This is a genomic window from Ruegeria sp., assembly GCF_965243365.1.
GTDB lineage: Bacteria > Pseudomonadota > Alphaproteobacteria > Rhodobacterales > Rhodobacteraceae > Ruegeria.
Genome location: NZ_CBDEUW010000002.1, coordinates 556,106 through 577,257, shown reverse-complemented (window position 1 = coordinate 577,257; position 21,152 = coordinate 556,106). Strand labels below are relative to the sequence as shown.

The window sequence follows — 21,152 nt, the reverse complement described above, 5'->3', positions numbered from 1 at the left end:
GGGGTCAAAGCGATTGACCCATCAATTCTCGCGCAAGGATACGTACGACGGGGCGGGCCTCTTCACCCGACATGCCTGGGGTCAGGCGCGGGTCATAAAGCATGGATAGCAGCTTCTCATCATGGCTGGTGAGCAACGCAAACTCGTCGTCATCATTGAATATCGACGGGCGCGCGGTCGGGCTGTCATTTGACAGGCCCAAACCTTGCGCGATCTCTTCGTGAATACAGCTTAGACGCAACAGATCCGAGTTTTCGGACCGGATAAAGGCGACGGCCCGGGTGATCGTATTGGTGTCTCCGGATCCGGCAAATGTGAACACAAAGCAGTAATACGGGCGTTGCAGGTTTCCGATCAGCGCCAGCCTGTCCGCCGGGATATTCGGGATCAGCGTCTTTAGTCGCTGCTGCGCATAGTCCGTGTCGTCCGTTCCAGCGATGACCACAATGAAGTTTCCATCGGACTTGGCGCTGCGAATACTGTGCCCGGTCACCCGTGCAAGCCTGCTGGCGTAGGCCTCTATCTTCTCACGGTCCTCTGCACGTGTTTCCGGCGGGACTGTTGGACCGAATTCGGTGGCAATACGGATCGGTTTTTTCCACCGAGTAAGTTTAACCTCGGACTGCCCCCCGGCAGAGACGCCGGTTCGACCGGAATGCTCGTTTACAAACGCGATTTGCTCGAAATTTCGGGCAAGGTCGTCGGCGTCATATGGGGTATCCGGCCCACCTCCGTCGGTGCGCAGCATGCCACGAGTCAACAGGTCGTTTTCAACCCTGAGGTAATAGCGCGCCAATTCTTCACTGGCGGCTGATGCCGGAACATAGGCATTTGTCGCAGGTTCCGGGGCAGGTGCGGGTTGCAGCACGGTTGATGGGGTCAGGGCCTCATCACAATTGGCAAGCGCCAGCAGACCTGCCAGCGCCAGTGCCAGTTTCAGATGGGTGATGGCCCTCATGTCCAGCCTCAGCCCGGGACGGCGGTTCCGGCGTTGTCGCCGATTCCGTCGCGGCGCGCCTTGGCGGCGGCCAGGGTATCGCGCAATTCGGCTTCCATCTTTTGCAGCTCGACCTCGGCAGCGGCGCGCTTGGCCTTCCCTTCGTCGGCAATCGCCAGGCTTTCGTTGATCGTCCCGATCAGGTCTGCATTGGCTTGTTTGACGGCTTCAATGTCAAAAACGCCGCGCTCCATCTCTTCGCGGATCATTTTGTTGGATTCCCGCAGGTTGGCTGCGTTCGACGTCAGCAATTCGTTGGTCAGATCGTTGGCATCGCGCACGGCTGCAGCGGCCTCGGCGCTGCGCTGGATGGTAACGGCCTGTGCCAGTTGGGTTTCCCACAGCGGCACTGTGTTGACGAGGGTCGAGTTGATCTTAGTCACCAGCGACTTGTCGTTTTCCTGTACCAACCGGATTGAGGGCAGCGACTGCATAGTCACCTGGCGTGTCAGTTTCAGGTCATGCACGCGGCGCTCCAGATCGTCGCGTGCAGCACGCAGGTCGCGCAATTCCTGCGCCTTGATAACTTGTTGATCCTCGGGTGCGGCTTCGACGGCAGCTTCAAGTTCGGGGATGTCATGGCTGTCCAACTCGGTCAGCTTTTCTTCACCCGCAGCGATGTAAAGGGCAAGCTCGTCGTAGAAATCCAAGGTTTTTTCATACAGCAGGTCAAGCGACTTGATGTCCTTGAGCAGTGTATGTTCATGCCCCAGAAGGTCGTCGGTGATCCGATCAATCTGGCTTTGAACTTCTTCGAATTTGGCGGTGAACTTGGCGAAAGGTGTTGCGCGGCCCAGCAATCTTTCCCACCAGCTTCTCTCGCGACGCACGTCAAGTTCGCTGACCGAGAACCCACGGATCGTCGTCACGATATTGCGCAGGCTGTCGCCCGCAGGCCCGACATCCTTGTTGCGCACATCCGCCAGCATGGCTTGACTGATTTCCTGCAACTCGGCCTGAGCCGAAGACCCAAAGGACACGATCGAGTTGGTGTTGCCCATGTCGATCTCGGCCATGCGCTTTCGGATCTCGGCTCCGACGGGTTCGTCGGCTTCTTCCAGTGGCACAATGTCGGCTTGCGGGTCGGGCAGGGTAACTGCAGTGACTTCCTGCACCAGAGTTTCGGCCTCGACCGCTTTGTTCTTGATGGTATCGGACATGGGGTAATCCTCGCTCAAAAATGGCCGGTCAGTCCAACCGGACGCCTTCGCGCTGCAATCGTTCGCGCAGCACGTCAATTTCCACTGTCAAATCGCTGCGATCATCCAACAGCATCTTGCGCGTGCGGGCAGCGAAGTTTTGTTCAAGATCGTCCAGCAATGCCGTAAAATCATTCAACGTTTGCGCATCGCGTGTGCGTGCATAGACATCCGCGAACTTGATCGTCGCGTCGCGCGCGCCTTGCAGATAAACCGTCAGGTACTTTCGGGCCCCGGCCAGATCTCGCGGGTCCTCTTCAACCGTCCGAAACAACTCGCGGGCAGTGTCCTGAAACCGTTCAACGCGCGCCTCAACCTGCCGGTCACCGGCGCGTTTGATAGCATCGGTCATGGCCGAAAGGTGAGCTTCGGCGTCATCGACAACCCGAGCGACCCGATCCTGCTGGAACGTATCGATCCCTTCCATGCCTTTGTCCTTCAGCGGGTCGAACCCGAAGGAAACGGAATGCAGGATTGTCGCGGCCACGCCAAACAACAAAGGGGCCAGCAGGCCGGCTTGTGCGGCGGCCTCGGCATCCAGGACCTCGGTCCGATAGGACGCCAAGGCGGCGCCAAGTCCTGTTAGCAGGCTGGCGAACATCTTGCGGGGAAAGGCCGGGCGGCGCGCTGTGCGGCGCGCGTTATATGCGGCCTCGGCGCGTAGCCCCTCGCGCAGCAGGAAGGCTGCGGCTGTCAATATTCCGGCGGCGATCAAGCCGACCGTCATTCCGATGGCGCCGTCGTTCAAAGACAGGAATACCAAAGGAACTGCCGGTAGGAACAACAGATTGGCGCGCGCGCCGGCGGGTTCCACCCGGGCACCATCGAACTGGCCGCGCGGGGCCTGTTCGTTGGGGTCAGAGCCTCCATCTGGGCTGTATTTGCCGCCAAAGCGTTTCGCCATCGCGTTACAACCCCCCGATCAGACCGGTGCATAGGCCAAGCAGCAGCGCCAACAGCACCACATAGGCCAGTTTTTGCACCCCGGTTCCGGACATGTTTTCCCCCTACAGCAGCAGCACACGGAAAATTTAGGGGATGCGAGCCTTTCGCGCTAGGGGGAAGGTCACCTAACTTGCGTCACCTGCGAGGATTCTTGCCGTTTTGAGGTCGATTGCGGCGTGGTCGTGAGGGGCGTTTCGGTTTGGCTGGTTGACTCTCTGCCTCAAGCCCCAACTGATCGCGCAAAACACGGCGGCGGATTTCTTCAACCTCGCCAGGTTTCAGGTTGCCCAATTGGAATGGACCGTAAGACACCCGCAGCAGGCGGTTCACGGCAAAGCCGATATCTTCGATGGCGCGCCGAATCTCGCGGTTTTTCCCTTCGCGCAAGCCGATGGTCAACCAGGCGTTAGCGCCTTGTTGACGGTCCAATGTGACGGTCATGGGCTGGAAACGTTCGCCTTCGATCACCAGCCCCTTGCGCAGAGGCGCGAAATCTTCGTCCTTTGGCCGCCCATTCACACGCACCCGATATTTTCGCAACCAGCCGGTTGCGGGCAGTTCCAGCTTACGCTTGATGCCGCCGTCATTGGTCAGCAGCAACAACCCTTCCGAGTTCAGGTCCAGCCGCCCGACGCTCATCACCCGGGGCATGTCCTCGGGCAGTTTGTCGAAAATCGTCTCGCGCCCTTTTTCGTCGCGGGCGGTCGTCACCAGACCCGAAGGCTTGTGATACAGCCACAAGCGCGACGGCTCGGGTTCTGAGACCGGTTTGCCGTCTACGGTAATCCGGTCTTTTGCCGTCACATTCAGCGCCGGGCTGTCGATGGGTTTACCATTCACGGTCACACGACCGGCTTCGATCATGCGTTCAGCTTCGCGGCGCGAGGCGATACCGGCGCGCGCCAGCACTTTGGCGATCCGGTCGCCGGGAGGAGGGGTGTTGCTCATCCCCCAGCCTTACCCCATCTGTCCGGCTTGCGAAAGGCAGGTTTCTGGGGCAGTCAGAGGCATGAGTTTCAGATCGTATATGGATCAGGCGCTGGACGAGGCGCGCGCTGCTGCGGACAGGGGCGAGGTGCCGGTGGGGGCCGTGATCGTCGCGCCGGATGGCCGGGTCGTGGCCGCAGCGGGCAATCGGACACGCGAGTTGAACGATCCAACGGCCCATGCGGAAATCCTGGCGTTGCGCGCGGCCTGCGGAGATGCAGGCTCGGAACGGCTGCCGGGACATGATCTGTATGTGACGCTGGAACCCTGCGCCATGTGCGCCGCTGCGCTGGCTGCAGCGCGTGTCGCGCGGGTATATTTCGGGGCGTCCGATCCGAAGTCCGGGGGTGTTATCCACGGCGCGCGGGTGTTCTCCCACCCGCAGGCCCATCATGCGCCCGAGGTCTATGATGGCATTGCCGAAGATGAAGCCGTCGCGCTGCTGAAGGCCTTCTTTGAGGCCCGGCGCTGAGGCAGGCCACTGCTACAGAGTGATGGCTTTCATGACTTCCGGCTCGATCACGTCCACCCCGGGCAACCCGTCAACCAGGTCCTGTGCCGACTGTTCGAGGATCGGGAAGGTTTTGTAATGGCAGGGAATAACGGTTTTGAAGTCAAAATAGCGCTTGGCCGCGTATGCCGCACCTTTCATATCCATGGTGAAATGCCCGCCGGCTGACAGGATGCCAATATCGGGTTTGTAGTAATCTCCCATCCACTCCATATCCGCCATGATATCCGTGTCGCCCGAGATATACAGCACGCGCCCCTCGGCCTTGATCATAAAACCAACCTCGGTGCCGCCCGTTCTTACCCCATCTGGCGTCGAGAAGGTCGAGCTATGAGATGCTGGCACCATACTGACCTTCACCCCGTTCAGATTGACCGTCCCGCCCTTGTTGAACCCGACTGTTTCAATGCCTTCGGCTTCGGCCCAATAGCCCATAAGGTCATATTGCCCGACCACCGGGATGCCTAGATGCTTGGCCAGCGGCAGAACGTCGACGACATGGTCGAAATGCGCGTGCGTCAGTAAGATATGCGTGGCGCCTTCGACCGCTTCGTCATGCTGTGTTTCAGACAGGGATGGGTTGCCGGTCAGCCAGGGATCGATCAGCAGAACCTGACCTTCGGTTTCAACACGAAAACTGCCATGGCCCAGCCAAATGATATTCATGATCGATCCTCCCGAAAATATCGCTTGGACCCAGCCTAACATCCGTTATGTAAAAATCTATGGACTGGACACGGCAAATTGACAGCTATTGCGAGAGGTTATCGCCCGTCTATTGGGCCGAGCCCGTGAACGCAGTGACCAACGCGGCCTTTCTGATCGCAGCTTTTATCATGTGGAACCGGCTTCGGGGCCAATCAGCTCCGCTGGCGCATCTGTTGGTCTGGATACTCGCCGCGATCGGGATCGGCAGTTACCTGTTTCACACCCACGCACAGGTCTGGGCCGCTATCGCGGACACAACACCGATCCTGCTGTATATTCTGGTCTATATCTTTGCCGTGAATCGGGACATTTGGGGTATGAAACCGTGGGTCGCGCTGCTGCTGACCCTGATGTTCATCCCTTACGCGGCGCTGACCGTTCCGATATTCCAGTTGATCCCGGGGCTGGGCAGCTCGGCAGGGTATGCGCCTGTGCCGCTGTTGATTCTGATCTACGCGTTTTTGTTGCGAAATCGGGTGCCGCAGATTGCCAAAGGGTTGGCCACCGGTGCGCTGATCCTGATTGCCTCGATTACCTTCCGCGCGCTGGATCTGCATCTGTGCGGTCAGTTTCCCCTTGGGACGCATTTCATGTGGCACATTTTGAACGCCATCATGCTGGGCTGGATGATCGAAGTTTACAGGCGAGCTTTGATCACATCGCGCGCCTAAACGGGCAGTTTCCGCCCAATGTAGAAACCATAGCTGACATAGTCCGCGTTGCGTTCGTACAATGCGATTTCGGCCTGCTCGGCATCGATCAAGGCGCGCGCCTCCTCTGACTCTCCATGCTGTCGCAGGAGCTCTGGACACCGCTGCTGCAACGGTCGGTAATAGTGGTCCAGCCAACAGTCCTTCGGTAACGGGAAATAACCCATTACTTCATAGCCGCTGGCTTCGATCTGTGCGATCTTTTCGGAGGCGAGGCCAACCTCCGAATATGCCCTTGTCCAATGTTCGGTCAGTTCTTCCGGTCGGTCCCGCGTCAGCCATGTCAGTTCCGAGACCGCAAGAACGCCGCCGGGTTTTAAATACCGGTGCCAGTTACGCAGACCTGTTTCGAAACCGATATTGTAGATCGCGCCCTCGGACCAGATGACATCAAAGGCACCATCCTCAAACGGCAGATCGTCCATCGACGCGGCCAGCGTCTTGATGTGCCGGGACACTCCGGCGGATTCAGCGCGAGCTTCCAGCTCGGCCAGAAAGTCCGGCAGGAAATCGATCGCAACGATGTCAGCTTTCAGATCCTGCGCCAGTATCAGACTGGCCGCGCCGGTGCCGCAGCCAATATCGGCGATCCGCAGGTTGGTCTGAGGGGTCAGACCCGCCAGTTCCATTGCGCGCCGGGTCATAGCGTTACTGCCCGGCCCCTGACGTTCACCGCCAATATGCAGGTCGATCAATAGCTGAAGGTCATCCATCGCGAAAACTCGGCTCTAGTTCGGCTTGAAGGCTGCCGCCAAGGGTTCCGGAAGATCGAACTCTTTCAAGACCCGTGCCCGACCGTCTTCAGACATTTTCAGGGCAGTCTTTTCGACGATGCGCTGAATTTTCTCGTCGGAATGTTTCGCGGCGAAGGGCTGGAAATACCACTTCAGGAAGACAAAGCAGATCACGTCTTCCAACGCCTGAACCTCGGCGTCTCGTTTGATGCCTTGCTTTCGCAACATCCGTCCTACGGTTTCGATCTGATCGGCGTCATAGCCAGCCTGTTCCATCATCCCCATGACAACATCCGCATGATAAACGCCCTGCGCTTTACGCCACGCCAGATAACCCGCGCGTCCTTCGGGGTATTCGGTGCGTTTGAGCTTCCAGCGCTCGACATGTTGCCCACGTGCGGCGATCTGCAAAAGCTCTGAGGCATTCGGGACCAGTCGATCCAGCTCGGCACTCATCCTTTGTCCATACAAAAGCGACTCGGGCTGGCCATCTTCCAGATTGGGGTCCTGTGCGTTGGCCGCATCAATTGCGTCCAAAACCTTTTGCATTTGCGCGCTCATGTCCTGCTCCACTGGCTGGTGCCTCCGGGTGCGGAGGTCAATTTGACTGTGATTCATGTCATGCTAGCGGCATGTCGCGTCAGGTGCAGTAGTCAAATGCGCAGATACCGGGCCGATTTTTCAAAACCGACCCGGCGGGTGTGTTTCCATTATCGATCTGTGGGTGTTTTGTCTTTCGTTACAGGCTCTGGCGCGGGTTCGGGGAAACTAAGTGTCCTTGTGATGTTGCTTGTATCCACGCCCAAAGCCATCGCTGGTGCGGCCAAGAGGGATGTTGAAAGGACGAGCACGATCATAATGGGTTTCATTTTCTAACTCCGGTTTTGCTGTGTGGATAATATTGAAATGAACTGTTCAGTTTATTTTTCAAGACCCAAAGTGAACTGATCGGTTTATTTTTTTGACCAAGGTCAATTTCCGGGCATCACAGCGGTTTCCGAACTGGGTGGGGCCAGTCAATCGCGCAGCGGTCTTGCGGCTGTTGCGGCGGACAGGTAAACGCCCCCTAACGCATATGAGGTTTTCCGATGTCGATTGACCAAAGCACCGCCGCCAAGGTGGCCAAACTGGCCCGGATCAAGGTCGAGGATGACGCGCTGCCCGCGCTGGCATCCGAGTTCAACACCATCCTCGGGTTCATTGAGCAACTGAACGAAGTGGATGTCGAAGGTGTCGAGCCGATGGTCTCGGTCGAGCCGATGCGCCTGAAGCGTCGTGAGGATGTGGTCACCGATGGAAATCAGCAGGACAAGGTTCTGGCCAATGCCCCCGACGCGCGCGAAGGGTTCTTCGCTGTTCCCAAAGTGGTGGAGTAAGACATGAGCGACCTGAACAAGCTAGGCCTGGCCGAGGCCCGCGATGCGCTGCGAGCCGGTGATGTGACCTCGGTCGAGCTGACCGAATCCTGCCTCAAGGCCATTGACGAAGCCGACGCGCTGAACGCCTTTGTTCACAAGACGCCCGAGATTGCGCTGGAACGAGCCAAGGCGGCAGATGAACGGATCAAAGCTGGCGATGCACCGTCGATGTGTGGCCTGCCGATTGGCATCAAGGATCTGTTCTGCACCAAGGGTGTGCCCTCGCAGGCGGCTTCCAAAATCCTCGAAGGCTTCAAGCCCGAATACGAATCCACCGTGTCGCAGCAACTGGCGGATGCCGGTGCCGTGATGCTGGGCAAGTTAAACATGGACGAATTCGCCATGGGTTCGTCCAACGAAACCTCGGTCTATGGCAACGCGGTCAGCCCGTGGCGGCGCGGCAATGACGACGCGCAACTGACGCCGGGTGGCTCGTCGGGTGGTTCGGCCTCGGCCGTGTCCGCTGACCTGTGCCTGGCCGCAACCGGCACCGATACCGGCGGCTCGATCCGGCAGCCTGCGGCGTTTGTCGGTATCACCGGCATCAAGCCCACATATGGCCGCTGCTCGCGCTGGGGCATCGTGGCCTTTGCATCCTCGCTGGATCAGGCCGGACCGATGACCAAGAACGTACGCGATGCGGCGATCATGCTGGAAACCATGTGCGGTCATGACCCCATGGACTCCACCAGCGCCGAATTGGCCGTACCGAATTTCGAGGCGATGTTGACCGGCGACATCAAGGGCAAGAAAATCGGCATCCCCAAGGAATACCGCATGGATGGCATGCCCGCCGAGATCGAAAAGCTCTGGGCCGACGGAGCCGCGATGCTGAAGGATGCAGGCGCCGAGATCGTCGATATCTCACTGCCTCACACCAAATACGCGCTGCCGGCCTACTACGTGATTGCGCCTGCCGAAGCGTCGTCGAACCTCGCCCGCTATGACGGCGTTCGCTATGGCCGTCGCGCGCAGCTGGCACAAGGTGACGGCATCACCGAGATGTACGAGAAAACCCGCGCCGAAGGTTTCGGCCACGAGGTCCAGCGCCGCGTGATGATCGGCACCTATGTTCTGTCTGCGGGTTTCTACGACGCCTACTACAATCGGGCCCGTAAGGTTCGCAACCTGATCAAGAAAGACTTCGAGGATGTCTTTGCCGCAGGCGTTGACGCGATCCTGACCCCGGCCACGCCGTCGGCATCCTTCGGGCTGGGAGAAATGACCGAGGCCGATCCGGTGCAGATGTACCTGAACGATGTCTTCACCGTGACGGTCAACCTTGCGGGTCTGCCCGGCATTTCAGTTCCCGCTGGCCTGGACGCTCAGGGTCTGCCGCTCGGCCTGCAACTGATCGGCCGCCCTTGGGACGAAGGCGATCTGCTCAACACCGCTTACGCGTTGGAAAGCGCGGCTGGCTTTGTGGCCAAGCCGGGCAAATGGTGGTAAGCCTTAGGCAGGCAAGACACAACAAGACGGAGCAGCCAGATGCGCAAAGTGCTTCTGATTCCGGCCCTGGGGCTGATCGCGGGATGCAACTCGGTTGCGCCGATTTCAGACCCCGGTTTCAACACACCGGAGTATCAGGCGCAGCGTGAAGCGCAATTGAGCGGGCAGGGCCTTGCGGGCAACCCGCTGGCACCACCCCCGGCTGTGTCACAGGAACCGCTTTTGGCGCAAGGATCGGGCGCGGCGCCCCTGACGACTGGGGATTCCAGCGACATTGCCAATCAGACCGCGGCGGCTCTGGCCAATACATTCCCTCAATCCGCGCCTGTGCCAAATAACACTGGCATCTCAGACGAGCAGGATTTTGCGGCCGTCTCGGAACGCCGCAGCATCGAATCCGACGCGGCCCGGATCGAACAGAACCGCCAGACCTACGAGGTCGTGGCCCCGACCGCCGTACCGCAGCGGGGGTCGGACGGTCAGCCAAACATTGTCCAATATGCGCTCAGTTCATCGAACCCGGTCGGAACACAAATATACAGCCGGGCAGGGTTCAACCTACAAGCCAAGGCGCAGCGCAATTGCGCCCAGTTCGCCTCACCAGATCAGGCTCAAATCGCTTTCCTGTCCAACGGTGGGCCTCAGCGCGATCGTAAAGGCCTGGACCCGGACGGGGACGGCTATGCTTGCGGGTGGGACCCCAGCCCGTTCCGCAACGCTGTCAACAACTGACCATTGAAACCGATCTGGCACCCATCCCCCAATTTCGGTGCGCGTCGGGATGGGCTACGGCCATCCCTGATCGTTCTGCACTACACGGCGATGAACAGCGCAGACGAAGCGCTGAAACGGCTATGCGACCCGGAGCACGAAGTCTCGGCCCACTATCTGATTGGTGCAGACGGCACCCTCTGGCAAATGGTGCAGGAGCAGGATCGCGCATGGCATGCCGGGGCAGGGGAGTGGTGCGGCCAAAGCGACATCAACTCACGCTCAATCGGCATCGAGTTGGACAACCGGGGTGACCACCCGTTCTCCAACCGGCAAATGGCGGTTCTGGAAAATCTGCTGACCGGGATCATGGCGCGCTGGTCTATCCCCGCGGCTGGAGTTATCGGCCACTCGGACATGGCCCCAAGCCGCAAATCCGACCCCGGCCCGCGATTTGACTGGCAAAGGCTGGAACGCCTGGGTCTTGCTGCCACACGCGGCGCTGAACCAGAAATCGATACGCCAACGATGGATCAGCTTCGTATGTTGGCGCGCCAATCCGGCTTCACCGCTCCGATTGATGACGTCGATCTGCTGACCGCTGTCCGCCTGCGTTATCGTCCTTGGGCATCCGGTCCGCTTGAATCCGCTGATATACAAGTGCTTTGCCCACTCCCTTCGCAAACCTGATCCACTCTTCATCTGGCCAAAAATATCCCGGGGTTGAATTGGCCGCAGGCCAAGAAGGGGCGGGCCCCTTCAACTCGTTCCACTCTTGACGCCACCCCGCCCAAGGCATACCCACCGCTCTGCGCGGAGGGCCGGATGGCCGCTGGGGCGCAAGCCCGAGAGGAAAGTCCGGACTCCACAAGGCAACGGTGCCGGGTAACGCCCGGGCGGGGAAACCCGACGGAAAGCGCCACAGAAATCAAACCGCCACATGCGTGTGGTAAGGGTGAAACGGTGGGGTAAGAGCCCACCGCGCCGCTGGCAACAGTGGTGGCACGGCAAGCCCCACCGGGAGCAATGCCGAATAGGGTCCCCGCGCGGGCCGGTCGGCGTCAGCCGATACCGCCGCTAGGCTCGCCTTGGCCGAGAGGGACCGGGTTGGCAGCTTGAGCCGCGCAGCAATGCACGGCCTAGAGGAATGGTCATCGAAGGGGGTAACCCCGGAACAGGATCCGGCTTACAGGCCCTCCGCGCGTTTTTCCTCAGCGACCTGGTGGTGTATAGGTGCCGGACAATTTGGCGGCTTTTTTGGTGATGGCGACAAAGTCCTTCGCCTTCCAGGCACGCACCGTTTCCACCTTGGACACCGCGCCTGATGCGGCTACGGCCATGCCGACCGCAACAGCATCTGTACCGTCCGGGGCTTCGCTGATCACAACCACATCGTTGTCCCCGGTTGTCATGTAAAACGCCAACAATTTCCCGCCGACTTTTTTCAGCAATGCTCTGACCGCGCCGGTGCGGTCTGCGGGCTTCTTCAACATGCCTTTGACACCGTCCTGCGAATAGGACGCATAGGTAATATAAATGGGCATTTGTACCTCCCGTAAATCAAGTTGATGCAGGACCTGAAGTGTGGCCGGTCCTTTGGCCAAATGCGCGTTTCATCTCGCAAAAACCCAAGGGGTAGCGATCAGCCAAACGCCCATGACGAACAATGCCATACCGGTCAGAGGCACCAGCCATGTGGCCCGCGGCATCAGTTTTTCAGCCGCAACGTAAAGGGCGACTCCGACAATCCAGTACAGGTTCATGATGCCGCCAACGAACAGAAGCAGCATCAACGCCCAGCAACATCCAAGGCAATACGTCCCATGCAATGCGCCGGTTCGAAAGGCGCCCCATGGTCCGGGTCGACTGTGCTCGGCCAGGAATTGACCCGGGCTCCGGCAATGGCGCAGGCAGGCGGTCTTTAGGGTGGAAAGCTGATATAGACCCGCGGCAATCAAAACTGCACCCGCGAAACCCTTTGACCGGATTGTCATCATGGGGCCGTCTGACAGGCCGGCCAATTCCAATCCCCACTGGGCAAAGGTCGCAGCGGCACTGAATGCGGCCCAGGCGATCAGATATCCCGTCAGAAACAGCAGGCTAAGCCACGCGATTCGATCCGCCTCGGGACCCATTCGCTTGAGAGCCGTGTACAGCAGAACCGTGGGCGCGGCGCTGGGGGTCATCATGGCGATCATCATGACCCACCACATCAGGAATATGAGAACGGCATACCCCGCGTTCCAGATGACCCCGCCCCTCATCTGCATGGGCTCGCCGATGGGCCTGGCCATCCGAGTCATCTCGATGGCGGACATGTTCATTCCGATGCCAGCGACGGTGTACCAGCAAGCCGCAAGAATGATCAGGCAGACACTGCCAATGACAATGGCATTGTCCCGGCGCAGCAAGCGTTCGACCTTATCCGTGCGGAGCGCAGCAAGATTTCTGGCCATACGAACGTCCGGCTCAGGCACCAAGGACGCCGTGGCCCGATATGTTCAGATGAGCCAGATGCGCATGCGTTGCATCAAAAGTCAGGCTGATCGCGCCTCCGGTTGTCTTTGCTGTACCCGATGCCGCTTCGGCGTAGCGATATTCGAACCCGTTCGGCAAATGGAACGCCGCCCGGTGCGGGGCTCCTGAAACGATGTGCGGAATTGGGCTGACTTCGATGTCGAACACACCTTTGACCTTTGCAGTGCCAGTGCGATCTTCCCGGCTCCAGTCCAACTCAATAGGCACAAAAAGAGTTTCGTGCTTGGTCGGGGCCATGGCGCTGTAAACGTACCACATGGTGGCCATTTCGTCGGTATCTTGCCCCAACATGATCGCTTCCAGGGCTGCTCTTTGGTCGGCGCTGGCGCTGTCATCGACAATCAGTTGCATCTCGCCATTGCCTTCATGGATGGGTCCGGGCCAATAATAAACCCCGGCCGCTCGCACACCGGCCAGATCGGTGTCGCCGTAGCTTCCGCTTTCAATGTCGTAGACGACAATCGCCTCGCAGTTTCCATGCGTCGGCAGCACACTAAACTGACACGGGCAACCAAAGTTACAGTTACAGTTGGCCAGCTCTTCGCCTTGAATCGTCCATTCTGTCATGAGATCCCCCCGGAAATATCGCACAGTAAATTCCTGCTGCTGCAGGATGTTGCCTGTTTCCGGTGCCTCAACGGTAGAACCTTGATTGATCCTATTGTCGCTGGATTATGATCGTCATATCACGAAACCGTAATTTGTTCAAACGTAGGCCTCGACTTGCAACCTTGCGCCGTTTTCGCGCTGGCCGCCAATTCGGGGGCACCGCAGAGAACGCAGATCTGTGCCACGTCTCTTGCCGCGATTCGCCTGGATAAGGATCGCGAGGCTGCTTATCTGCCACAAGTGGCCACCGCCCGAGGATTGTCCGAAGGTGAACGGAACCAGAAACATACCTAAATGAGTGCGTGGACGCTGTCTGCCTGAGCCGGTTGCGTTAACCATTGGCCCGAGGGGTGCGAATGCGCTTGACATAGCCGGTGCAGGGCGTAAAAGCGCACGCTCATAGGAATTCAACCGAAAGGCCCCTGACTTTTCGGACGCAGGAGATAACCATGGCGAAGCCGACGACAATCAAGATCCGTCTGAACTCGACCGCGGGCACGGGCCACTTCTACGTGACCAAGAAAAACGCGCGCACCATGACCGAGAAGATGACCGTTCGTAAATACGACCCGGTCGTTCGGAAACATGTCGAGTACAAGGAAGGCAAGATCAAGTAATCAGCCCATCCGCTTGGACAAATTCAGGGGTTCTGCCGAAAGGCGGAACCCTTTTTTGTACTCGAGCCTTCGAGCCGAACCCTGGCAGGTAGGTCGCCCGCCGAAATGGTCCGTTGCAGAGGCGCATCAGCGGAAAGGGTAATCGAAACCGGGATGGCTTGCTTTTTTGGTCTGCGTGCCGCTACGCTCCGACCAATCGTTCCAAAATGTTGAGCGCCATGAAAAAAATCATACTTCCCGCACTGGCCGTTTTGACCCTTTCCGCCTGCGAAGACCCCTTAAATCGCGAAGGCGTGGGCTTTACCGGAATTGACGGCGAACCGCGCACGATCTCCGAAGTGAAGGGCGCAGCAGCCTTTCTTCCTGATGCGACGAATGTTCCTGCGGAACTGGCGGAATTGCCAACCGTTCAGGTCACTTCGGACAAGGTTGAGGCTGACAAACTTGCTGGCGTTGCCATTGACAACGCCGGTCGCACCAGTGCCAATGCAGTCCAGTTGTCGGGTGCCGACACTGATATGTATCTGAGTACGGTCAGCGTGAACGGAACCCTGTACGGCGTTCTGCGCACGGTGAACAACAGTACAAGGGTCGATAATTCGGTGGGCGAGATCTTTGGCTCGGAAACCGAACGGTTCACCGGCTGTTTGCCCGCAGGGAATGTCTACGGCAAAGGATCATCCTCGCGCAGTTCGGGGTTTGCAATTCCACTGAATTGTAGCTGACGTAAGTAAACTTCTTAAGAAAACCCCGCCCATCGTGGCGGGGTTTTTGTTTGGGCCGACTGTATCCTCGGGTCCCAATGTGATTGTCGGTTTGGCAATCGGAAACAAAAAGGGCGGGCCCCGCAGGACCCGCCCTTTTGAATTTAAATCGGTTCAGCGCTTTATTCGCGGTTGCCGAAGAGTGACAGCAACATCATGAACATGTTGATGAAGTCCAGATACAGGCTCAAAGCGCCCATGATAGCAGCCTTACCCAGCCACTCCTGATCACCCGAATGGGCCATCTGCAAGTAGGTGGTTTTGATGCGCTGCGTGTCGTAGGCTGTCAAACCGGCAAAGATCAGAACACCGATAACCGAGATGGCGAAGGCCACTGCCGACGATGCCAAAAAGATGTTGACGACCATTGCGACAATCAGCCCGATCAGGCCCATGATCAGGAAAGTGCCCATTCCGGACAGGTCTTTTTTGGTCACGTAGCCATACAGCGACAAACCCGCAAAAGCGATGGATGTGATCAGGAACACCTGGATGATCGACTGACCAGTAAAGACCAGGAATATCCAGCTGATCGAAACGCCCATAACGGCGGCAAAGACGTAGAACACCAACTGCGCGGCTGCGGCCGACAGGCGATTGATTCCGGCGCTAAAGCCGAAGACGAACAGCAGCGGTGCGAACATGATCACCCAGCGTAGGGGCGACGCAAACAGGCTGTAGCCCAGCGAGGTCAGATAGGTGTCGGCGTTTAGCTGCGCCGCCGCTGCGGACGGATCGGACGTCGTGGCAAGCCCGGCAATTGCCCAAGCTGCTGCAAACGTGATCAGCATACCCACGGACATTGTGCCGTAGACTTTGTTCATATGGGCGCGCAGGCCCTCATCAATCTCGGCAGCGCGCGCACCGGTCGCCGTCCGGATCGTGTCAAATTGTGCCATCTAAAAGGTCTCCCCTCACTTATCTGCTCTCAGCCCGCAGTTGCAGGCCGGTTTCCTCGCAAATATCGGAAAGTGTGACCCGTGTTTCAAGGGTTTTCGGCCCAATTCTCAGCAAATCGGTCAAGAAATATGGCGGCCAGTCACATCTGACCGCCACAAACGCCTTAAAATACTTCCAGTTCAGCTATTTAAGCCAGTGATTTGGAGCGTCCCAAAGGGGGCGAGCGGCCTCGGCGCGCGCTTCGGCTCGGGTGACGCCAATATCCTCCAGCGCACGGTCATCCAGCCGGGCCAGGTCCCGACGTTGCTTGGACAGGCTCAGCAGGCGCCGGAATATCCCGCCTTTGCGGGTATGGGGCAGGCAGAGCGGTTTTGAGATCGCAGCATGAGTCATAGCAGTTGCCCTTTCGTATTGGGTGATGGTTTCCCGGGTTAGTATCAAACTTCTTGATCTATATGGCGCAACCTGACATATTTTGAAAATGAATGTTTTTGACGTCACCCATAAGGAATATTGAAGAATGCGTAATCTGGACATCACTACGCTGCGATCCTTTGTGGCTGTTGCCGATCACGGAGGTGTCACCCGCGCCGCCGGGTTTTTGCACCTGACGCAATCTGCCGTATCCATGCAGCTCAAACGTTTGGAAGAACTTTTGGGTCTGGAGTTGCTGGACCGCAGCGGGCGAACAATCGCCCTGACCGCTTCCGGAGACCAGCTGCTGGCCTATGCCCGCCGCATGATTGCCCTGAATGACGAGGTGATTTCGAAATTAACGGACCAGGCCTTTGAGGGCGAAGTTGTGTTGGGTGTTCCACATGACATTGTTTACCCTGCAATCCCGCGCGTCTTGCAGAGGATAAACGCCGAGTTCCCTCGTGTCCGGGTGCAGTTGATCTCATCCTATACGCTACAGTTGAAAGAAATGTTTCAGCGGGGCGAATGCGATCTGATCCTGACGACCGAAGCGGATGGGGGCGCAGGTGCAGAAACGATTGCCGAGCTTCCCTTGCGATGGATCGGTGCGCCGGGCGGATCGGCCTGGCGCAAACGTCCACTTCCGTTGGCGGTCGGGCGACGTTGCATGTTCCGCCCGCAGATCATAGCGGCATTGGATGAGGCCGGAGTTCCTTGGGAATTGTCGGTGGAAACCGAAAATGACCGGACGATTGAGGCCACGGTCAGCGCGGATCTTGCCGTCCATGCGATGCTGGATGGAACCGAGGCGGCGCATCTTGAACAGATCGACTCGGGTGGTGCGCTACCTGATCTGCCTGCGCACAGGATCAACCTCTATGGCGGCGACAAATCACGTGATCCGGTCGTCGATGCCCTGGCAGCGTTGGTGCGGCAGAATTTTTATCTTCTGGGGCGGACGCCTTTGAAGGCGGTTGCCGGGTGATCGGCTAGGGCGTGATGACGATTTTGCCGGTCGATTTGCGCTCTTTCATCAGCCGCATCCCCTCTGCAACGTCACGCAGTGGTAGAGTGTGGCTGATATGCGGTTTGATCCGGCCCTCGGCATGCCAGCGAAAAAGCGTGGCGAAGCTGTCCTGGACAACCGTGGGCCGGAATTTCAGATAAGCACCGAAATACACTCCGATCACGGTCAGATTCTTGACCAGAAGGTGATTGGCCGGAATCTGAGGCACCTCTCCTCCGGCAAACCCGATGGGCAGCAGGCGGCCCTCGGGGTTTGTGGCGCGGAAAGCCGCCTTGAAGACGTCGCCCCCAATCGCATCATAGACCACATCAGCCCCGCCCAATGCCAGCACTCGGGCACGCAAGTCTTCGCTGGCATCAATCAGATGATCTGCACCAGCCTGTTGCGCCACAGCCAGTTTTTCGGCCCCGCGCGCCTGAGCAATGACCGTGGCACCCATAAGTTTGCCCAACTCGACCGCCGTCAGGCCAACGCCCCCTGCCGCACCGGTGACCAACAGGGTTTCGCCCGGCTGCAATCGTGCCCGGTGGTGCAGTGCAACATGGCCGGTGCCGTATGCGATTTGCATCGCGGCCGCGTCCTCGAAACTCATGGAATCAGGCAACGGCAGGAGTCTGTCGGAATCAAAAACACCGTATTCAGCCAGCCCGCCCTGGCCCGAAAAAACAGCAACCCGGTCACCAGGTTTTACATTCGTGACATTGTTGCCGATTTCGTCAACAATCCCGGCGATTTCCATGCCCAGGGTAAACGGAGCTTCGGGTGTATCCTGATAACTGCCTTTCAGCATCAACAGGTCGGCAAAGTTCAGGCCGCATGCGCGAATGGTTACCCGAATCTGCCCGTCACCGGGCGATGGAACCGTTGTTTCACAAAGTTCGGCCTTGGCCCCATTCGAATTGATGCGATATGCCAGCATGCCCGTCCTCCGGTTTTGGCGCATTGGTGGGCAGGCGGTAAATTTTGTCAATTCCAAACTCAGATGACGTAGCGCGGAACGGGTTAGTGTTTCTCAGGAGGAAACTGTCGGGCCGGTTACAACCTTAAACAACTATTCGTGGGTTTGAATTCAACTTGCTTGAAAAAAAAGTTGAATGCGGCAATACTGATGCGCGGTGCCAACGGGGGGCCCGTTCCGGATTAGGGAGTTCTTAAGCCACGAGCCGCTATTCTTGCGGCGAGGGCTGGTGTGGTTTGTCCCTATCGGATGTTTGAGTAAAATGAGGAGATTACCAATGACTCATCACGTCGATGTCCATGTGGGCAAGCGCGTCCGGCATCGCCGCTGGCTGATTGGCATGACCCAGCAGCAGTTGGCGCAGCAAGTTGGTATCAAGTTTCAACAGATTCAGAAATATGAAACCGGGGCCAACCGGATCAGCGCGTCCCGCCTTTGGGATATCGCCGAGGCATTGGATGTTCCTGTCAGCTTTTTCTTTGAAGGCTTGGAAGAAGAGCAAAAAAGCGATGCAGACAAAAAGTCTGTTCCTGCCGATCTGATGGGTGACAAAGAAGCATTGGATCTTGTGCGCTCGTATTACTCGATCCCAGAGAACCAGCGCCGACGTCTGTTCGAACTGGCCCGTGTTCTCAGCGAAGTTGCGTGACACGATCATCTTGACTCTGGGGTGACACCGTCGCACGGGTGGGGCATGCGACACACACATCTCAGCGATCAGGACGTTGCCGAAGAAATGGCCGATGCGGCGCGTTTGGCCATTCTTCCGTTTTTCCGTCAAGTCGACCTTGAAACTGAAAACAAACTGGATGCGGGTTTCGATCCGGTCACTGCAGCCGACCGGGACGCAGAAAAAGCGATGCGTGCCGTTCTGGCGAAACGCCGTCCCGATGACAGCGTTCTGGGTGAAGAGTTCGGGCATAGTGTCGGAACCAGCGGACGGACTTGGGTGCTTGATCCCATCGACGGGACACGTGGGTTCATCAGCGGAACACCAACTTGGGGTGTTCTGATCGCTTTAGGCGATGCAAACGGGCCGTTCCTTGGCGTCATCGACCAGCCCTATATTGGTGAGCGATTTGTTGGACAGGATGGGCAGGCCTTCGTCACAGGCCCAACGGGGAAAGCCCGCTTGAAAACGCGCGCGGCACGAGAGCTGGAGCAGGCCGTCGTGTTCACCACATTCCCTGAAGTCGGCACTGAAGCAGAATGCGAAGCGTTCCACGCCGTGTCTCGCAAGGCAAAGCTGACACGCTATGGGATGGATTGCTATGCTTACGCGCTGCTCGCGGCGGGGCAGGTTGATCTCGTGATCGAGGCTGGATTGAACGCCTATGACATTCAGGCGCCGATTGCAGTGATCCGGGCTGCCGGTGGAATCGTGACCGATTGGCAAGGCAACCCGGCTCATGGTGGCGGGCGGGTCGTGGCGGCTGCGAACTCGGATATTCACGCGGCTGCGCTGGGCATCCTGGGCACATTCTGAACCCAGGTTGCTGGATGCGTGGCTGAAGGTTATAGTCCCGGCAGCTGGTTCTTAAGCCCGTTTTCCACCAGCTGGCACTCCTATGCATGAGGCGGGCAGATGCAGGAGTGTGCGTTATGCCCGAAATACTGATCCGAAATGCCGATACGATCCTGACCATGGACGATACTCGGCGTGAATTGTCCGGCGCTGATCTGCTGATCCGCAATGGTCAGATCGCTGAAATTGGTCACGACCTGACAACAGAAGGCGAACTTCACGACGCCGCGGGATGCGTGGTCACGCCCGGCCTGGTCAACACTCACCACCACCTTTACCAAACGCTGACCCGTGCGGTGCCGGGTGGTCAGGACGCGCTGCTATTCGGGTGGTTGAAAACGCTCTACCCGATTTGGGCGCGGTTTGGGCCCGAGGAAATCTACATCTCAGCACAAATCGGATTGGCCGAACTGGCCCTGTCCGGATGCACGCTCAGTTCGGATCACCTGTACCTTTATCCAAATGGCGCGCGTCTTGAGGACACGATCGCCGCCGCGTCCGAACTTGGCATGCGGTTCCACCCGACGCGCGGCGCGATGAGCATCGGCGAAAGCAATGGCGGGCTGCCACCGGACAGCCTTGTCGAGGCCGAAACCAGCATACTCGAAGACATGATCCGTGTTGTAGACGCTTTTCACGACCCGTCCGAAGGCGCCATGTGCCGGGTGGGATTGGCGCCATGTTCACCCTTTTCGGTCAGCCGGGACCTCATGCGCGATTCGGCCCTGTTGGCCCGGGATAAAGGCGTGATGTTGCACACACACCTGGCTGAAAATGACGAAGATATCGCCTATTCTCAGGCTCAATTCGGCTGTCGGCCTGGTCAATACGCAGAAGATCTGGGATGGACAGGGAACGATGTCTGGCATGCCCATTGCGTCAAACTCGACGAGGCCGAGATCGATCTGTTCGCACGCACCAAAACCGGCGTTGCTCATTGTCCATGCTCGAACTGTCGCCTTGGATCCGGAATTGCGCCGGTGCGCGCCATGCGGGACGCGGGCGTCAAAGTCGGCGTTGGTGCCGATGGGTCGGCCAGCAACGACAATGGCAGTTTGTTTGAAGAGGCCCGCCAAACCATGTTGCTTCAGCGCGTTGTGAACGGCGCAGATGCGATGTCGGCCCGGGAGGCGCTGGAAATCGCAACGCGGGGCGGTGCGGATGTGCTCAACCGGCCTGATTGCGGGCGGCTGATGCCAGGAAAACGCGCGGATATCGCCGTTTGGGACACGACCGGCATTGAAAGCGCCGGCAGCTGGGACCCCGCCGCGCTCTTGCTGGCCGGGCCGCAAAAGGTGAAACACCTTTTTGTCGAAGGCCGCCAGATCGTGAGAGATGGCTTGATCACCACAATCGACTTGCCTCGCGTAGTCGAAAACCAAAATCGCCTTGCGCGCGCCCTCTCGTCCTAGCGGGGTCCATTCTTCA

General features: G+C 58.4%; 25 protein-coding genes and 1 other RNA gene. 13 read left to right on the top strand and 13 right to left on the bottom strand.

Annotated features, from left to right (window positions below; all coding sequences use genetic code 11):
* Positions 1-4: 4 nt before the first annotated feature.
* From ACP0GE_RS06620 to ACP0GE_RS06605, 4 genes are all read right to left on the bottom strand, one after another.
* Positions 5-958, bottom strand: coding sequence for a DUF2927 domain-containing protein (locus tag ACP0GE_RS06620; protein WP_424831196.1), 954 nt, complete (start codon positions 956-958; stop codon positions 5-7).
* A gap of 8 nt (positions 959-966) precedes the next feature.
* On the bottom strand, positions 967-2,157 hold the full coding sequence (locus tag ACP0GE_RS06615; RefSeq protein ID WP_424831195.1) for a toxic anion resistance protein: 1,191 nt from the start codon (positions 2,155-2,157) through the stop codon (positions 967-969).
* Positions 2,158-2,185: 28 nt separating this feature from the next.
* Positions 2,186-3,100: a 5-bromo-4-chloroindolyl phosphate hydrolysis family protein gene (locus tag ACP0GE_RS06610; RefSeq protein WP_424831194.1), complete on the bottom strand. Its 915-nt coding sequence runs from the start codon at positions 3,098-3,100 to the stop codon at positions 2,186-2,188.
* A gap of 176 nt (positions 3,101-3,276) precedes the next feature.
* Complete coding sequence (locus tag ACP0GE_RS06605; protein ID WP_424831193.1) at positions 3,277-4,089, bottom strand: pseudouridine synthase; 813 nt, start codon at positions 4,087-4,089, stop codon at positions 3,277-3,279.
* Positions 4,090-4,150: 61 nt separating this feature from the next.
* Between ACP0GE_RS06605 and ACP0GE_RS06600 the strand changes: the two genes are divergently transcribed.
* The gene (locus ACP0GE_RS06600) at positions 4,151-4,600 is read left to right on the top strand and encodes a nucleoside deaminase (RefSeq protein WP_424831192.1); all 450 of its coding nucleotides are present in this window, start codon (positions 4,151-4,153) and stop codon (positions 4,598-4,600) included.
* Positions 4,601-4,612: 12 nt separating this feature from the next.
* Here the strand turns inward: ACP0GE_RS06600 and ACP0GE_RS06595 are convergent, their stop codons facing one another.
* Positions 4,613-5,305, bottom strand: a complete 693-nt coding sequence (locus ACP0GE_RS06595) for a metal-dependent hydrolase (protein ID WP_424831191.1) — start codon at positions 5,303-5,305, stop codon at positions 4,613-4,615.
* A gap of 59 nt (positions 5,306-5,364) precedes the next feature.
* On the opposite strand from ACP0GE_RS06595, the gene ACP0GE_RS06590 reads away from it, so the two are divergent.
* The gene (locus tag ACP0GE_RS06590; protein ID WP_424831190.1) at positions 5,365-6,018 is read left to right on the top strand and encodes a ceramidase domain-containing protein; all 654 of its coding nucleotides are present in this window, start codon (positions 5,365-5,367) and stop codon (positions 6,016-6,018) included.
* Here the strand turns inward: ACP0GE_RS06590 and ACP0GE_RS06585 are convergent.
* Together ACP0GE_RS06585 and ACP0GE_RS06580 are read right to left on the bottom strand one after the other, a co-directional pair.
* Positions 6,015-6,770: a class I SAM-dependent methyltransferase gene (locus ACP0GE_RS06585; RefSeq protein WP_424831189.1), complete on the bottom strand. Its 756-nt coding sequence runs from the start codon at positions 6,768-6,770 to the stop codon at positions 6,015-6,017. The two genes, ACP0GE_RS06590 and ACP0GE_RS06585, sit on opposite strands and share 4 nt — an antisense overlap.
* Positions 6,771-6,785: 15 nt before the next feature.
* The gene (locus ACP0GE_RS06580) at positions 6,786-7,352 is read right to left on the bottom strand and encodes a DUF4202 domain-containing protein (RefSeq protein ID WP_424831188.1); all 567 of its coding nucleotides are present in this window, start codon (positions 7,350-7,352) and stop codon (positions 6,786-6,788) included.
* A 527-nt stretch (positions 7,353-7,879) separates the two neighbouring features.
* Here ACP0GE_RS06580 and gatC point away from each other — a divergent pair.
* The 5 genes from gatC (at position 7,880) to rnpB (ending at position 11,574) form a co-directional block, all read left to right on the top strand.
* Positions 7,880-8,167: an Asp-tRNA(Asn)/Glu-tRNA(Gln) amidotransferase subunit GatC gene (gene gatC / locus ACP0GE_RS06575; RefSeq protein ID WP_170325838.1), complete on the top strand. Its 288-nt coding sequence runs from the start codon at positions 7,880-7,882 to the stop codon at positions 8,165-8,167.
* Between the two features lie 3 nt (positions 8,168-8,170).
* Positions 8,171-9,658 carry an Asp-tRNA(Asn)/Glu-tRNA(Gln) amidotransferase subunit GatA gene (gene gatA, locus ACP0GE_RS06570; protein ID WP_424831187.1) on the top strand — a complete coding sequence of 496 codons (1,488 nt, stop codon included), beginning with the start codon at positions 8,171-8,173 and terminating at the stop codon, positions 9,656-9,658.
* A 39-nt stretch (positions 9,659-9,697) separates the two neighbouring features.
* Entirely contained in the window at positions 9,698-10,390 is a 693-nt protein-coding gene (locus ACP0GE_RS06565) for a hypothetical protein (RefSeq protein ID WP_424831186.1), read from the top strand.
* A 3-nt stretch (positions 10,391-10,393) separates the two neighbouring features.
* Positions 10,394-11,059 carry an N-acetylmuramoyl-L-alanine amidase gene (locus ACP0GE_RS06560; protein ID WP_424831185.1) on the top strand — a complete coding sequence of 222 codons (666 nt, stop codon included), beginning with the start codon at positions 10,394-10,396 and terminating at the stop codon, positions 11,057-11,059.
* Between the two features lie 123 nt (positions 11,060-11,182).
* Positions 11,183-11,574, top strand: an RNA gene (rnpB, locus tag ACP0GE_RS06555) — RNase P RNA component class A.
* A gap of 6 nt (positions 11,575-11,580) precedes the next feature.
* On the opposite strand, the gene ACP0GE_RS06550 is transcribed toward rnpB, so the two are convergent.
* From ACP0GE_RS06550 to ACP0GE_RS06540, 3 genes are all read right to left on the bottom strand, one after another.
* Positions 11,581-11,913, bottom strand: a complete 333-nt coding sequence (locus tag ACP0GE_RS06550) for a GYD domain-containing protein (protein ID WP_424831184.1) — start codon at positions 11,911-11,913, stop codon at positions 11,581-11,583.
* A 69-nt stretch (positions 11,914-11,982) separates the two neighbouring features.
* Complete coding sequence (locus ACP0GE_RS06545) at positions 11,983-12,825, bottom strand: DUF2182 domain-containing protein (protein WP_424831183.1); 843 nt, start codon at positions 12,823-12,825, stop codon at positions 11,983-11,985.
* Between the two features lie 13 nt (positions 12,826-12,838).
* Positions 12,839-13,474, bottom strand: a complete 636-nt coding sequence (locus ACP0GE_RS06540) for a DUF1326 domain-containing protein (protein WP_424831182.1) — start codon at positions 13,472-13,474, stop codon at positions 12,839-12,841.
* Positions 13,475-13,965: 491 nt separating this feature from the next.
* Between ACP0GE_RS06540 and rpmG the strand changes: the two genes are divergently transcribed.
* Both rpmG and ACP0GE_RS06530 read left to right on the top strand, forming a co-directional pair.
* Positions 13,966-14,133 (top strand): 50S ribosomal protein L33, encoded by a 168-nt coding sequence (gene rpmG / locus ACP0GE_RS06535; RefSeq protein WP_007799108.1) that lies wholly within the window; start codon positions 13,966-13,968, stop codon positions 14,131-14,133.
* Between the two features lie 218 nt (positions 14,134-14,351).
* Positions 14,352-14,858, top strand: coding sequence for a hypothetical protein (locus ACP0GE_RS06530; protein WP_424831181.1), 507 nt, complete (start codon positions 14,352-14,354; stop codon positions 14,856-14,858).
* Between the two features lie 161 nt (positions 14,859-15,019).
* Here ACP0GE_RS06530 and ACP0GE_RS06525 read toward each other — a convergent pair whose 3' ends face one another.
* Both ACP0GE_RS06525 and ACP0GE_RS06520 read right to left on the bottom strand, forming a co-directional pair.
* Entirely contained in the window at positions 15,020-15,796 is a 777-nt protein-coding gene (locus ACP0GE_RS06525) for a Bax inhibitor-1/YccA family protein (RefSeq protein ID WP_424831180.1), read from the bottom strand.
* Between the two features lie 184 nt (positions 15,797-15,980).
* A complete protein-coding gene (locus ACP0GE_RS06520) occupies positions 15,981-16,190 on the bottom strand; it encodes a DUF1127 domain-containing protein (RefSeq protein ID WP_424831179.1) in 210 nt (69 codons plus the stop codon).
* Positions 16,191-16,317: 127 nt separating this feature from the next.
* On the opposite strand from ACP0GE_RS06520, the gene ACP0GE_RS06515 reads away from it, so the two are divergent.
* Positions 16,318-17,199: a LysR family transcriptional regulator gene (locus ACP0GE_RS06515; protein ID WP_424831178.1), complete on the top strand. Its 882-nt coding sequence runs from the start codon at positions 16,318-16,320 to the stop codon at positions 17,197-17,199.
* Between the two features lie 4 nt (positions 17,200-17,203).
* Here ACP0GE_RS06515 and ACP0GE_RS06510 read toward each other — a convergent pair whose 3' ends face one another.
* Positions 17,204-18,160, bottom strand: coding sequence for an NADPH:quinone oxidoreductase family protein (locus tag ACP0GE_RS06510; RefSeq protein WP_424831177.1), 957 nt, complete (start codon positions 18,158-18,160; stop codon positions 17,204-17,206).
* 316 nt (positions 18,161-18,476) lie between these two features.
* Here ACP0GE_RS06510 and ACP0GE_RS06505 point away from each other — a divergent pair, with 316 nt between their 5' ends.
* The 3 genes from ACP0GE_RS06505 to ACP0GE_RS06495 all read left to right on the top strand — a co-directional run bounded on the left by ACP0GE_RS06505 (position 18,477) and on the right by ACP0GE_RS06495 (position 21,136).
* Positions 18,477-18,848 carry a helix-turn-helix domain-containing protein gene (locus tag ACP0GE_RS06505; protein ID WP_424831176.1) on the top strand — a complete coding sequence of 124 codons (372 nt, stop codon included), beginning with the start codon at positions 18,477-18,479 and terminating at the stop codon, positions 18,846-18,848.
* Between the two features lie 45 nt (positions 18,849-18,893).
* On the top strand, positions 18,894-19,685 hold the full coding sequence (gene hisN, locus ACP0GE_RS06500; protein ID WP_424831175.1) for a histidinol-phosphatase: 792 nt from the start codon (positions 18,894-18,896) through the stop codon (positions 19,683-19,685).
* A gap of 116 nt (positions 19,686-19,801) precedes the next feature.
* Positions 19,802-21,136 carry an 8-oxoguanine deaminase gene (locus ACP0GE_RS06495; protein WP_424831174.1) on the top strand — a complete coding sequence of 445 codons (1,335 nt, stop codon included), beginning with the start codon at positions 19,802-19,804 and terminating at the stop codon, positions 21,134-21,136.
* The last annotated feature ends 16 nt before the right edge of the window (positions 21,137-21,152 follow it).